The organism is Sinorhizobium arboris LMG 14919 (assembly GCF_000427465.1).
GTDB lineage: Bacteria > Pseudomonadota > Alphaproteobacteria > Rhizobiales > Rhizobiaceae > Sinorhizobium > Sinorhizobium arboris.
Window position 1 is genome coordinate 570120 of the sequence record NZ_ATYB01000014.1, and the last position, 13866, is coordinate 583985.

The 13866-nt window shown below is 61.8% G+C and carries 13 protein-coding genes; 11 read left to right on the top strand and 2 right to left on the bottom strand.

The annotated features are described in order from the left end of the window. Window positions 1-6 precede the first annotated feature (6 nt). On the bottom strand, window positions 7-927 hold the full coding sequence (locus SINAR_RS0113825) for a 2-dehydro-3-deoxygalactonokinase (RefSeq protein WP_027999644.1): 921 nt from the start codon (window positions 925-927) through the stop codon (window positions 7-9). After that, complete coding sequence (locus SINAR_RS0113830) at window positions 924-1694, bottom strand: SDR family NAD(P)-dependent oxidoreductase (RefSeq protein ID WP_027999645.1); 771 nt, start codon at window positions 1692-1694, stop codon at window positions 924-926. Before SINAR_RS0113830 ends, SINAR_RS0113825 begins: the two co-directional genes overlap by 4 nt. 115 nt (window positions 1695-1809) lie before the next feature. On the opposite strand from SINAR_RS0113830, the gene SINAR_RS0113835 reads away from it, so the two are divergent. The 11 genes from SINAR_RS0113835 to SINAR_RS0113885 all read left to right on the top strand — a co-directional run bounded on the left by SINAR_RS0113835 (window position 1810) and on the right by SINAR_RS0113885 (window position 13854). Then, on the top strand, window positions 1810-2670 hold the full coding sequence (locus SINAR_RS0113835; protein ID WP_027999646.1) for an IclR family transcriptional regulator: 861 nt from the start codon (window positions 1810-1812) through the stop codon (window positions 2668-2670). A 212-nt stretch (window positions 2671-2882) separates the two neighbouring features. Beyond that, window positions 2883-3623 carry a helix-turn-helix transcriptional regulator gene (locus SINAR_RS0113840; protein WP_027999647.1) on the top strand — a complete coding sequence of 247 codons (741 nt, stop codon included), beginning with the start codon at window positions 2883-2885 and terminating at the stop codon, window positions 3621-3623. Between the two features lie 616 nt (window positions 3624-4239). After that, entirely contained in the window at window positions 4240-4995 is a 756-nt protein-coding gene (nurR, locus tag SINAR_RS0113845) for a LuxR family transcriptional regulator NurR (RefSeq protein WP_027999648.1), read from the top strand. 509 nt (window positions 4996-5504) lie between these two features. Then, window positions 5505-6659, top strand: coding sequence for an Mrp/NBP35 family ATP-binding protein (locus SINAR_RS0113850; RefSeq protein WP_027999649.1), 1155 nt, complete (start codon window positions 5505-5507; stop codon window positions 6657-6659). A 314-nt stretch (window positions 6660-6973) separates the two neighbouring features. Next, on the top strand, window positions 6974-7951 hold the full coding sequence (locus tag SINAR_RS0113855) for a magnesium transporter CorA family protein (protein WP_027999650.1): 978 nt from the start codon (window positions 6974-6976) through the stop codon (window positions 7949-7951). A 17-nt stretch (window positions 7952-7968) separates the two neighbouring features. Further along, on the top strand, window positions 7969-9870 hold the full coding sequence (locus tag SINAR_RS0113860; protein ID WP_033057416.1) for a potassium transporter Kup: 1902 nt from the start codon (window positions 7969-7971) through the stop codon (window positions 9868-9870). A 342-nt stretch (window positions 9871-10212) separates the two neighbouring features. Further along, the gene (locus tag SINAR_RS0113865) at window positions 10213-11388 is read left to right on the top strand and encodes a cell wall hydrolase (protein WP_027999652.1); all 1176 of its coding nucleotides are present in this window, start codon (window positions 10213-10215) and stop codon (window positions 11386-11388) included. Window positions 11389-11679: 291 nt separating this feature from the next. Further along, window positions 11680-12042: an AtpZ/AtpI family protein gene (locus tag SINAR_RS0113870; protein WP_027999653.1), complete on the top strand. Its 363-nt coding sequence runs from the start codon at window positions 11680-11682 to the stop codon at window positions 12040-12042. 60 nt (window positions 12043-12102) lie between these two features. After that, complete coding sequence (locus SINAR_RS0113875) at window positions 12103-12855, top strand: F0F1 ATP synthase subunit A (RefSeq protein ID WP_027999654.1); 753 nt, start codon at window positions 12103-12105, stop codon at window positions 12853-12855. 83 nt (window positions 12856-12938) lie between these two features. Further along, entirely contained in the window at window positions 12939-13166 is a 228-nt protein-coding gene (locus SINAR_RS0113880) for a F0F1 ATP synthase subunit C (protein ID WP_027999655.1), read from the top strand. A gap of 73 nt (window positions 13167-13239) precedes the next feature. Beyond that, window positions 13240-13854 (top strand): F0F1 ATP synthase subunit B, encoded by a 615-nt coding sequence (locus SINAR_RS0113885; RefSeq protein ID WP_027999656.1) that lies wholly within the window; start codon window positions 13240-13242, stop codon window positions 13852-13854. The last annotated feature ends 12 nt before the right edge of the window (window positions 13855-13866 follow it).

A 13866-nucleotide genomic window follows, 5' to 3' on the forward strand; every position in this document is an offset into this window, starting at 1 on the left:
TTTCTCTTACAAGGGCCAGATCGACTGGGCTGCAGCGGAAAGGCCGGCTCGCACCGCCTCATCGGCGTCGACGACCCGAACGTTGAGACCCTGGCCTTCCAGCGCGGTACGATAGAGCCTGCCAAGCGCGCCGGAACCGACGAGGCAAACGCTTTCCCGGGGACCGAAACCGGAGAGCGCACCGGCGATCTCAAGGCCGATCAGGGCCCCGGAAAGCTTTGCCCGCGCATCGGCAGCGCCGGTGCCGTGCAGAAGCTGCCCGGCGCGAACCGAAAAGAGCAGATTGGTCGCAAGTGCCGGGTTGTGCCTCGCGTGGCTTACGGCCTCGGCAAAGGCTGAGCTGTCGGCCGGAAACGTTTCGGCTCCCGCCACCGCGTGGCTGAGGATCGTGTGGCGCGAGACGGCTTCGAAGAGCTCGCCGGTCATGAAGGTGGAAAAGCCCTCGACCTTGTCGGCTGCAAGACGGACCCATTTGCTGTGCGTGCCGGGCATGCAGACGAGATGCCGCCCGCTGCCGAGGAGAGCGACTGCTCCGAGGAGCTGCGTCTCCTCGCCACGCATGACATCCGGATATCGTTGGTCACGCTGGGCGAGGCCGGGGAGGATGCGGATGTCTCGGTCGACATCGGGAATGGCTATGGCACGGCCGGCAATCTCGGCGAGCGGCGCCGGCGTTTCGATATAGCCGGCCTCCCTCCAGCCCTGGCGGGCACCCGCCATGCCGCAGATGATAATCGGCAAATGCGGGGGCGCGGAGACGGCGGCGAGATGGCCGTCAAGAACCTTGTGAAAACCCGTCTTCGCGGCCGTCGTCATGCCCTCGGCGCTGCGCCGCTCGGCAAGCACGGCCCCGTCCTCTCCGATGACCCACAGGCGGAAGCTCGATGTCCCCCAGTCCACTGCGGCATAATAGCCTGCCGTCGTCAAAATACGCCTCCATCGATGATCATCGTCTGTGCGGTCATCGCCGCCGAACTGTCCGACGCCAGAAAGAGGCAGGGCCCGACGAGGTCGTCGGCGACGAGCATGCGCTTGAGGCACTGCCTTTCCTGCATCCGCGCGATCGATTCTTCCGTGAGCCACAGGCGCCGCTGCCGCTCCGTCACGACCATGCCGGGCAGGATCGCGTTGACGCGTATATTGTCCGGTCCGAGCTTGCCGGCGAGCGATTTTGTGAGGCCGACGATGCCTGCCTTGGCCGTAGAGTAGGCAGGGATTTCCGGCATGTTGAGCATGAAGGCGATCGACGAGAAGTTGATGATCGACCCGCCGCCTTGCCGCTGCATGTGCGGCGCGACCGCCTGGCACATGAAGAAGAGATGCCGGAGGTTGACGGAAAGGCTTTCTTCCCAGCTCTCCTCCGTCACAGCTTCGAGCGCCTGCCGGTCGTCTCGCGCGGCGTTGTTGACGAGGACATGGACCGAACCGAGCTTGGCGAACGCCTCTTCCGCCGCGGCCCGCACGGCCTCGACATTGCGGAGGTCTGCTTCGATGAAGTGCGGCGCCTGCCGGGTCCGCGCCGCGACTCTTTCGCAGAGCGCTAGGCTCGGTGCCGCCGCGATATCCACGAATGCGACGCGCGCGCCTTGGCGGGCGAACGCCTCCACCAGCGCGGCGCCTATCCCGGAGCCGCCTCCGGTGACCAGAACCCCGCGATCGCGCAGGTCGGGAAACTGGCTGCTCGGCATAGTCATGGCTTCTCCCCAAAACCGCAGCTGCAGAATTGTTCCATTATCCGGAACTGTGTTTTATTATCTGGAATTATCGCGCCAATGCTTTTATCCTGTCAAGGTCGTGCAGCTGATAGCGATGGGAATGAAGCGAAAGAAGGAAGGCGGCATGGAAGGGGATAGCGCCGGCACCGGCACGCTTGGCAAGGCAATGGCGGTGCTGGAGGCCGTAGTCACGGCCGAGCGCCCTCAGCGCTTCACGGATATATTGCAAAGCGTGCATCAGCCGCGCGGTACCCTGCACCGGCTGCTGGGTCACCTCGTCGAAGAGGGCTTGCTGGCGCAGCGCCCCGACTTGTCCTACGAGCCCGGGATCCGGCTGTTGAAATTCGCCTATCGTTCCTGGTCGGGGAACCGGTTTCGGAAGGTCGCTGCGCCCTACCTCCTGCATCTGCACCAGTTGACCGGCGAGACAGTGCATCTGGGCGTTCTGCGGGAAGCCGAGATCATCTATGTCGACAAGGTGGAAAGCCGGCAGACCGTGCGTATGAGCTCGCAGATCGGTAAGGCGTCGCCGGCCTACTGCACGGGTATCGGCAAGGCGGCGTTGTCGGTGCTTCCTCGAAGCGAACTGCAGCGGATCTCGGCGGGAATGGCGTTTCATCCATTCACGGCGCATACGCACCGCTCGAAAGAATCGCTTCTTGCCGAGATCGAGGAGATCCGGCACGACGGCCATGCGTTCGACCGAGAGGAGCACGAAGCGGAGATCTGCTGTGTGGCCGCCCCGATCAGCGTTCCGGAACACGACCTCTTCGGAGGAATTTCGGTGACCGGCCCCTCCTACCGGGTCAGCTTGCAGCAGCTGACCGCCTGGGCACCGGATGTGCGCAAGGCGGCGGCGAAGATCGAGGAAGAGGTCCGGGTCCGATTCGGTCCGGGGCGCGAAACGGAGGCTACAGGGCCGCGCGTCATGTCGGACGCGCAACGGTCGCTGTAACAGTTTGAGGATCGCGGCCTGTATCAGGAAAATGTGCAATGGGATCGCTTTACGGTAAATTAGAAGTTTCGACTGGACGAAAAGGCTCAAGATAAGTAGCTTCACTAGCGGTCTGCTGCCACGGCTGGTTGTATGGTGGAAGCCGCGGCATGGCACGACGGCGTGAGCGGCCATGCTCCAGGCGGAGCACGGATGTGGGAGGCGGGCGGAAGATGATCGATTTCAGCGTGGATATATCCTCAATGGTCCTCCCCGATGGCCACGCCGTCAGCGGGTCGATCGACACTGAGGATGATGTCAGGCGCGCGCTCGGCCAGGTGTCGGAAGGCTTCGGCTTTCGCGGCTTCATGGTCCTCGCCATTCCCGAGGCCGGGTGCCACAGCCTGACCGCCCAGGCGCTCATGACGACTTGGCCGATGGATTTCCTCCGGCGCTATGACAGTGCCCGCCTGATCGACGGCAGTCCCGTGATCCAGCGGCTGCGGCGCAGCACCATTCCCTTTACCTATGATGCCCATCAACTGGCGCGCGGGCGCGTGGACGGCAAAGGGGATGCCGCCATATGCGTCTTCGAACAGGCGAACATGCCGCGCGGGGTGTATCTGCCGGTCCACGATGCCGCGGGGCACCGCGCCGCTGTCGCCTTCGGCGGCGACAGGTCCGCCGTCTCCGGCGACGAGCTGCAGGAACTGAACCTCTGGGCCGGCCTTCTCTACAGCCGGCTGAGCGAGGTCAGAACGCGCGACAGGCGCGGCCCCGGCAGTCTTTCCCGGCGCGAGATCGAGTGTTTGCGTTGGGCTGCTGCCGGCAAGACGACCGTGGAGATGGCGCGCATCATGGCGCTGTCGGAATATACGGTGAACCACTATCTCAACCGCGCGACGCGCAAGCTGGATTCGGTCAATCGCGTCCAAACCGTCGCCAAGGCGATCCGCGCGGGGCTTATCAATTGATGGATGCCGCCGGGGCTTGTTGAGCTTCATGTTGAGCCTATGGCGGCTGATGCGAGATGGATAATGGCGTTGAAGCTCTGATCTCTCCTCGTCCCCATCTCTGTGCACAGAGATCCAGCAGCGCCGCGTTTGCGGCGCGGGGAAATGGTTTCTCAGACCAAGGACTTGGTCCGGCGGAATTCACGGGATGAGGAGATCAGACAAGCCGCGGCGGATATCCCGAATCTCGACGGGCCTTGGAGCGGGATTGGGAAAGTGCGTGCGGTTTTCCGCCCGCGTCCCGCCCGACTTGAATCGATCACGTTTCATGATCTTTGGCCGGCCCGACCAAAATTCATCGTGATCTCGTGCAATCCTTCGAAACCCCGGAACGCGACAGGCGCGTTGAGGTCCGATTGAAGCTCTTTTTTGCTGATCCTTGCGACGAGTACAGGAATGAGGGCGCATGATCCGAACGCAGCCACTTACCGGTTGCAAGGCGGGTTCGGCTTCCATCGGCACGCGGGCGAAATGCACAGGGTTTTGCGCATCAGAAGGAATGATCGTCAATCACCTGTTGGCATAGCTCGTCCGCTCGGGCTATTTGATAGTCGATGAATGCGATGGAACCGCGCGAATGCAGGATATGATTACGACGGGGATGACTGACATCGATTTGCCCCGGGGCGGCGATTTCGCGTCGGAGATAGCAAGGCTCGAGACCCAGTTCGACATCATCCGCTACATGCGGCGGGTCACGCAGATTTTCGGCTTCAAAACGTTTCTCATCTGTTCGATTCCCGCAGTCGAGGTGGAGCGCCTCTCCGCCAACACTGTCATCTCGAACATGCCGGCCGAACTCCTCAACAAATATGACAGCCTTTCGATGCTGCGTTTCAGCACCGGGGTGCGCCGGCTGAGAGAGACCACAACCCCGTTTCAGGTCATGCTCGAAGACTGGGAGAAGGAAGGAGGCAAACCGGACGCTGCCGCGGATTATATCGCCATGCTGCGCGAGAACGGCATATTTCAAGCCAACTATTTCCCGGTCCACGATGCCGAGGGCGGCCGCGGCGCGGTTATCCTCATGGGCTCGGAAACGGACCTGCCGATGACCGCGGCCATGGAACTGCAGATGATCGCGATCCACGTCTATAACCGGCTCGCCGAGATCGGCTCCGTGTGGAAAAATACCAACACGGTCCTTTCCGAAAGGGAGATCCAGTGCCTGAGCTGGACGGCCGCCGGCAAGACCAGTTCCGAAATCGCAGGTATACTCGGCCTGTCGGAGCACACGATCAATCATTACCTCAACCACGTCACCAAGAAGCTCGACGCGGTGAACCGCACACAGGCGGTCGTGAAGGCGATGAAAAAGGGCTATATCAGCTAGAGCTTCCAGGAAAACTGCGAAGCGGGTTTCCGGCCGGAGCCGCAAAGCAAAGGTCGGAAGAGTGCCTAAACGGCACGCATGCTCAGGAAATGAGCAGCGCAGGCTCTGCGATGCCTCGGCCGCGACGATCACCCCCTTGAAAAATCGAGGTTTTCCGGGAATTTCCCAACTGGCACGCTTTCTGCATAGCCAGTGCCGTGTCCAGAGGGGACCAAAATAAGACAGCGCCCAAGAAGGTCGCGACAAGGACCGCCGCCGATCGCCTGTGATCCCGGATGTACGGACACGGCGATCGGCTGGCGGTCTTTTATTTTCTCACCTGTCGCATTGGCGAAGCGCCCCGGCTCGTCTATCTACTGCATAACTCCTTAAATCGTGTCCGATTTGGGAATACCATTGCGGCAGCCAAAAGCGTTGCGGCGGATCGTGGATCAAAGTGCTACAGCAACCCTTGCGAGTCCGATAAGACCGCGGCGCTGTAGGTGCCATGGAAAGAGCAAGAGGCCGACATGCCCGACGTCACCCGGGAAATAGTTCTGGAAAAGCTGCGGAACGTCCGCGGTCCTGACATGGAAGGCAACATCGTCGATCTCGGTCTCGTCTCCGATGTGTTCATTTCCGACGGCAAGGCTTATTTTTCGATTACCGTGCCGGCGGATCGGGCGAAGGAGCTCGAACCGATGCGAGCGGCGGCCGAACGGGTCGTACGCGAGATTCCCGGCGTGAAAGCGGCCATGGTGGCATTGACCGCGGACCGCAAGGCCGCGCCCCCGAAAGCCGCCGTCGAGCGACCCCGGTCCACCCCTGCACACGCCGCGCCGGCTCAACGGCCAGGCGGCGGCGCAGCGCCGAAGGCGGGCATCCCCGGCGTGGGCGCCATTATCGCCGTCGCGTCCGGCAAAGGCGGCGTCGGCAAGTCCACGACTTCAGTCAATCTGGCGCTGGCGCTTCAGGCAAACGGGCTGAAGGTCGGGCTCCTCGATGCCGATATCTACGGCCCTTCGATGCCGCGGCTTTTGAAGATTTCCGGCCGTCCGCAACAGATCGAAGGGCGGCTTATCCGTCCGATGGAAAACTATGGCCTGAAGGTCATGTCGATGGGCTTCCTGGTGGACGAGGAGGTCGCGATGATCTGGCGCGGACCGATGATTCAGTCGGCGCTCCTGCAGATGTTGCGTGAAGTGGCATGGGGCGACCTCGATGTTCTCGTCGTGGACATGCCGCCGGGCACCGGCGACGCACAGCTGACGATGGCCCAGCAGGTGCCGCTCGCAGGCGCCGTCATCGTGTCGACGCCACAGGACCTCGCGCTCGTCGATGCCCGCAAGGGCCTCGCCATGTTCCGCAAGGTCGAGGTTCCGGTTCTCGGGATCGTCGAAAACATGAGCTATTTCGTGGCGCCTGATACGGGCAGGCGCTACGACATCTTCGGTCATGGCGGCGCGCGCAAGGAGGCCGAGCGCATCGGGGTGCCGTTCCTCGGAGAAGTGCCCCTGACCATGGGTATACGGGAGACCTCCGACGCGGGAACACCTCTCGTCGCGTCCGAGCCCGATGGAGAGGTCGCGCGCGTCTACCGCGACATCGCGGCGCGGGTCTGGGGCGAAGTCGTCGCTGCCCGGCAGGACGCAAGCCGTGCGATGCCGAAGATCGTCTTCGAATAGCGCTTCGCCGCGGCCGCTTGCCGATCGGTCCTGCCGGCGCGGCGATTGTTGAGCGGCGGAGCCGTACTCCAGCGGAAGCGCTGCATTCCTCAAGGCCATTGATTTTGCGCCAGCGTTGCGCCATACCCCTTGGCTCGCATGGGCAAGGCAAAGCCAGCCGCTGCCGTCGCCGGGGACTTTGATCCGACTGCCGTCGAGCAGCGTCGAAACGGCTGGAAGCCTTCATCGGATGAATCTGCATTGTGGAAAATGGCGGCTGATCCTGCGGTATCTTCCTGGTTCATCGTTGTCGGCTGCATGAAAAAGGCGGCCACATGATCACGGGCTATTGCGCCAACGGCGAAGCTGTCGCTCTCTCGACGGCCGAGCCGCCGTCGGTCCTGCGTCCCGATCTCGTCTGGATCGACCTTGTCGAGCCGACCAAGGCGGAAGACGTGATGATCGAAAATCTGCTCGGAATTCCCATACCGACGCGGGACGATCTGAAAGACATCGAACCCTCAAGCAGGCTTTATACCGATGACGGTTCCGTTTTCATGACCGCGTCGCTCGTCTATCGAAGCGACACGGAAATGCCGGGGCTGACGGATGTCGGCTTCATCCTGGCGGGCAGGCGCCTCGTCACCGTCCGCTATGCCGAACCCAGGGCCTTCAGCCTCTTCAAGGCCGGCATGCACCGTATTCCCGGCGGCTGCCGCAACGGCGCGGTGATCCTGACGCGACTGCTCGAGACGATCGTCGACCGAACGGCGGAAATTCTCGAGCAGGCGGTCGACAAGATCGACGATCTGGCGCTCCAGGTCTTCGGCGAAAAGGCTTCCGGCCGGCGCAGGCCGCCCCACTTCCTTGAAGCGCGCCTGCGCGACGTGGCGGGCTATCACCGGCTGGTCGCCAAGACGCGCGACAGCCTCGCCTCGCTTTCGAGGCTGCTGACCTTCGTCTATACGGTTCCCGACGTTCAAGCGGACAAGGAAAGCCGCGAGCTTTGCCGCACGATATCCCGGGACATCCAGTCGCTTTCGGAACATACGGCTTTCATCTCGGGAAACATCACCTTCCTGCTCGATGCCTCGCTCGGCCTCATCAATGTCGAGCAGAACGCGATCATCAAGATCTTCTCGATCGCTTCGGTCGTTCTGCTGCCGCCGACACTGGTCGCGTCCATCTACGGCATGAACTTCCGCTTGATGCCTGAACTTGAATGGCAGTTCGGCTATCCGTGGGCGCTTGCGGCCATGGTGCTTTCGGCCGTGATCCCGTTTTTCTTCTTCCGCTGGAAAGGCTGGCTCTAAGGGCCTGTTGGGCACATATGTCTCAATTGTCTGCTCCCGCAATGCATGGGGTGGAGAATACCCGGCGCCTGCTGGTTCTGGCGCTTGGCTCCGTCGGCGTCGTCTATGGCGATATCGGGACCAGTCCGCTCTATGCCTTCCGCGAAGCCCTGCGCCCCGTCTCGCACGACGGTGTGACGGATGTGGAGATCGTCGGCCTGATCTCGCTGATGATCTGGGCCCTGACGATCATCGTCACGATAAAATACGTGCTTTTCCTGCTGCGTGCGGACAACCAGGGCGAGGGCGGCACGCTCTCCCTGCTTGCGCTTCTCATGAAGACTGCGAACGGCCATGCGGCGATCCTGTTCTTCATGGGGATTGCGGGCGCGGCGCTTTTCATCGGCGACGCGATGATCACACCGGCACTGTCGGTGCTCTCGGCCGTGGAGGGTTTGAAGTTGGTGACTCCGGCCCTTTCGGACTATGTCGTTCCGATCGCCGTTGTGATCCTTCTCCTCCTCTTCGCCGTTCAGTCGAAGGGTACCGCCGCGGTTTCCAATTTCTTCGGGCCGATCACGCTCCTCTGGTTCCTGGTCATGGGGGCGATCGGCTTCGTGCATATTGCCGACGACCTGTCGATTTTCAGGGCCTTCAATCCATATTATGCCGTCGCCTTCATGCTGAACGAAGGCTATGTCGGGATCGTTGTACTCGGCGCCGTCTTCCTGACAGTCACGGGTGCCGAGGCGCTTTACGCCGATCTCGGCCATTTCGGCCGGCGCCCGATCCAATGGGCCTGGTTCACCGTCGTCTTCCCCGCGCTCACGCTGAACTATCTGGGGCAGGGCGCCTTCGTGCTCAAGAATCCGGAGGCGATGTCCGATCCCTTCTTCCTGATGTTTCCGAAATGGGCGCTGCTGCCCGCCGTCCTTCTTGCGACCGCGGCGACCATTATCGCCAGTCAGGCGGTTATAACCGGCGCCTTTTCGCTGACGCGCCAGGCGATCCATCTCGGTTTCCTGCCGCGCATGGCGATCTTTCATACGTCCGAAACCCATACGGGCCAGATCTACCTGCCGAACGTCAACACGCTCCTGATGTTCGGCGTCATGGCGCTTGTCTTCATCTTCGGCTCGTCCGAGTCGCTTGCGACCGCCTATGGCATTTCGGTTACCGGGGCGATGGTCGTCACCTCGGTTCTTTCGTTCGAATTCCTGCGTATGCGCTGGAACTGGCCGGCCTGGTGGGCGGCCGGCGCACTGCTGCCGCTATTCGCGCTGGAGTTCGTCTTCCTTGGCGCCAACATGCTGAAGATCCACGATGGCGGTTATGTCCCGATCCTGATCGCGGCGACCTTCATCGTCCTCATGTGGACGTGGAAACGGGGCACGGCGATCCTGCGTGCCAAGACACGTCACATCGATATTCCGCTGGAAAGCTTCATAAAATCGATCGAGCGCCAGAGCGAGCACGCGCCGGTATCCGTGCCTGGCACCGCGATCTTCCTGACCAGCGATCCGGAATCGACGCCTGCTGCTCTGCTGCACAACATCAAACACAATCACGTGCTGCATCAGCAGAATTTCATCCTGACGATCCGCACGGCAAACACGCCGAAAGTGCCGAAGGAAGAGCGGGTCAGTTCGCGGCGGCTGTCGGAGCGTTTCACTTTGCTGGAGATGAGGTTCGGTTTCATGGAGACGCAGAACGTCTCGCAGGCGCTTGGTCTTTTCCGGAAATCGGGCTTGAAGTTCGACATCATGTCGACCTCGTTCTATCTCGGCCGCCGCAAACTCGTGCCCGATGCTCAGTCCGGGATGCCCCATTGGCAGGACCGCCTGTTCATCGCACTCGCCAATGCTGCGATCGACCCTTCGGACTATTTCCGCCTGCCGACGAACCGGGTGGTCGAACTCGGCTCTCACGTGATCATCTGATCCGAGGAAACCTGATGCCGCGCACGTCTGGCCTCTGGGCGAATTGCCGGTCCCGACGCGCGCGCATTAACCAAACATCAAGGTTAATGCCGCATTTTCAAGGCTCAAGCGAAGCAGTCCCGGCGTGCCGGCCGACCGCTTTCGAATCCTGGAGCGGGATGAGGAAAAGTGTGCGCGGTTTTCCGCCCGTATCCCGCTCTGCTTTTTGGATCGATCGCGTTCATGAATTTAGGTCGGATCGACCCGAATTCATCGTGATCTACCGTCCTGCATGAATCTTGCCGCTGGCTCGCCGCCGGCTTGCGAGAACGCGTGCTTGAGTAAGAGTTGCTGGAGCCGACGGTGCGTAAGAGTTGGAAGTCGCGTGACGAGTTTCGGTTTTCTTTCTCGGCCTGGCGCGCCCCGGCCATCATAGGCCTTGCGGTCTTCCTCGGCTTTCCCTCGGCGGTCGCCTATTCGGACATCGCGACGTTTCTGTCCGGCATCAACCGAGGCGGCGAGCGTTGGCGCACCTATCTCACTCAGTCGCCCGCCGGCTCCCTTCACGAAGTCGAGATGGTCTTCACGGATCCGATCACCACCGGGGCGCTCGACGGCGGTGCCGGCATGACCCTGCCGGACGGAGGTCGTGTCGCGCTGACTGCCGAATCGAAACATCAGGGAACGCCGGATGAGGACCGGGTCACGCGCAAGCTGAAGAAAGGACGGATCGTCGCCGTCACGCCGGTGACCCCGCCCAAGGACTTCAGCGCCGGTTCGATCCTTCAGCGCACGAGCTCGCTCATAGATCCGGCGCTCGACGGCCCCGAGAAGATGGTCTTTGCCAAGCCGAAGATCAAAGGCAAGGAGATCGAGATCGCCACGGCCTTCTACCGCAAGACGCCTCCGAAGCCGGAGCCGGGCCTCTCCCCGATGCTTGCCAAGCTCATCACCAACGACAAGCCCGATATTCTTGCGACCGCCTATGTCCGGCCCGAGCCGGACTATGCGCGCGAGTCGCCCTTCGATTCGATTCTGCAGAACGAGGAGAACGCGGGACGCTTCATCCCGGACATCGCGCCAGACGATCATGCCTGGGCGGCGACGCCCCTGCCGCCGACGGTCTTCAGCAAGGAAGAGCAGACCTGCCTGGCCGAAGGGATCTACTTCGAGGCCCGCAGCGAGCCGGTGAAGGGGCAGGCCGCGGTGGCGCAGGTCATCCTCAATCGCGTCCGCAATCCCACCTATCCGAAGACGATCTGCGGCGTGGTCTACCAGAACAAGGCCTGGCGCAATCGCTGCCAGTTCTCTTTCGCCTGCGACATGATCCGCGACCTGATCTACTCGCGATCGCACTGGACGACCGCCAAGGAGGTCGCGCTGGCGGTGACTGCCGGCAGAATCTGGCTGCCCGAAGTCGGCTCGGCGACGCATTATCACGCCACCTATGTGAATCCCGCATGGGCGAAGACGATGAAGCGGGTCGGGAAGATCGGACTGCACATCTTCTACAGGACCTATGGCGGCGGCTGGAGCTGACGCTGAGCCGGATCGGTGGCGACAATCGCTGCCGAAGCAAAGGTGCAAGCCCCCCACCTGCGGCGCCGATTCCCGTTGCACCTTTGTCGCAGCAGCTCGGATTTATTGCTAAGTAATTGAACTATAACAAGAATATTGTCCACGTCGAAGGTGCCTGGATGCCTTGACTATGCGGGTGCCTAAAACTATGTTGCGCGCGACTTCAAATGGGGCCGAAGCGTGGCTTGAACACCGGCCGTTTGTATGACCGAGATCGCGTTCGACCGCGTGGGGGCTGCAAAGGGGAGCCATGTGACGGAGAAGCCGGAAGAAAGTCTGGAAGCGCGGCTCAAGCGCCTCGGCGAGGATATCAAGTCCAAGAAGCGGACGGATGTCCCGGAAGGGGCGGATGGGCGTGCCGACGAAAGCCGCAAGGGTTACGCGGCGGCGATGAAGCTTTCGAGCGAATTCATCGCCGGTATCCTGGTCGGGGCGTTTCTGGGCTATCTTTTGGACCACTTTGCGGGTACAGGGCCGTGGGGCATGATCGTCCTCCTGCTTCTCGGCTTTTGTGCCGGCGTGTTGAACGTCCTGCGTTCCGCCGGTTTGGTGGCGACATCCGACCAGCGGAAGGATGGGCCGGGCGTGGATAAAGAGGACGGCGGCGGCGCCTGAAGCGTCGCCGGGAAGAACAGGATTTCCGCTCGCGGGCGGGCAAAACGAAAGAGAAGCGCGGTGTCAAACGATCCGACCCATCAGTTCCTGGTCAACAAGATTGTCCCGATCGAAATTGGCGGAATTGACTTTTCCTTCACCAACGCGTCGCTGTTCATGATTGCGACCGTCGGCGCGGCCGCTGGCTTCCTTTACCTGACGACGTCGCAGCGCGGGCTGATCCCGACGCGCATGCAGTCGGTATCGGAAATGTCCTACGAGTTCATCGCCTCGATGCTCCGGGAGGGCGCCGGCAGCCACGGGATGAAATTCTTCCCGATGGTCTTCTCGCTGTTCATGTTCATCCTGACGGCGAACCTGCTCGGCATGGTCCCCTATTTCTTCACGGTCACCAGCCAGATCATCGTCACCTTCGCCCTCGCGGTCTTCGTGATCGGCACAGTGCTTCTCTACGGCTTCTATAAGCACGGCTTCGGTTTCCTCAAGCTGTTCGTGCCGCAGGGAGTGCCGGGCGCGCTTCTGCCGCTGGTGGTGGCGATCGAAATCATCTCGTTCCTTTCCCGACCCATCAGCCTCTCGGTCCGTCTGTTCGCCAACATGCTGGCCGGCCATATCACGCTGAAGGTCTTCGCAGGCTTCGTCGCCTCGCTCAGCGCATTTGGTGCGCTCGGCATTGGCGGTGCGATCCTGCCGCTGATCATGACCGTCGCGCTTACCGGTCTTGAATTCCTGGTCGCCTTCCTCCAGGCCTATGTCTTTGCGGTGCTGACCTGCATGTACCTCAATGATGCCGTCCACCCCGGGGGTCACTAAGGAATAACAGTCGCTGGTTTCCGGCCGGCTTGCCACCGGAAGCACAAATCCTAAGCCGCAACACCATTTCGAAGGAGTCAATCATGGAAGCGGAAGCAGCAAAGTTCATCGGTGCAGGTCTTGCATGCCTTGGTATGGCCGGCACGGCTCTCGGCCTCGGCAACATCTTCGGCAGCTACCTGTCCGGCGCTCTGCGCAATCCGTCGGCTGCTGACGGCCAGTTCGGCCGCCTCGTATTCGGCTTCGCCGTTACGGAAGCTCTGGGCATCTTCTCGCTGCTCATTGCACTCCTCCTCCTCTTCGCCGTCTAATAGCGGCAGAAGTTTTGGCCGCGGCCCGTCGGGCCGCGGCCGCGCATATTCTTGAGTGCACCTGGAGGTGAGCATGTTTGTGACCGCGGCCTATGCCCAGTCATCCACCACCGAAGGCGCCGAAGCACACGATCCCGCTGCGGCCGGTGAGGTGCACACCGAAACGGGTGTGGCCCACGAAGCCGAACATGGCTCCGGCGTGTTCCCGCCCTTCGATTCGACCCATTTCGCTTCGCAGCTTCTGTGGCTCGCGATCACGTTCGGCCTTTTCTATCTCCTGATGTCGAAGGTCATCATTCCGCGTATCGGCGGAATTCTCGAGACGCGCCATGACCGGATCGCTCAGGATCTCGACGAAGCATCTCGCCTGAAGGGCGAAGCCGACGCCGCGATTGCCGCTTATGAGCAGGAATTGGCGAGCGCCAGGGCCAAAGGCCATTCGATCGCCGATACCGCCCGCGACGCCGCCAAGACGAAGGCCAACGCGGACCGCGCCGGTGTCGAAGCCGACCTCGCGAAGAAGATTGCCGCTGCAGAGGCGCGCATAGCCGACATCAAGTCGAAAGCACTTGGCGATGTCGGTGCAATCGCCGAGGAAACGGCGACCGCCGTCGTCAAGCAATTGATCGGCGGAACCGTCACCAAGACCGAGATCGCCCAGGCGGTCAAGGCTTCGGCCGGCAACTGAGGAACAGAGAAC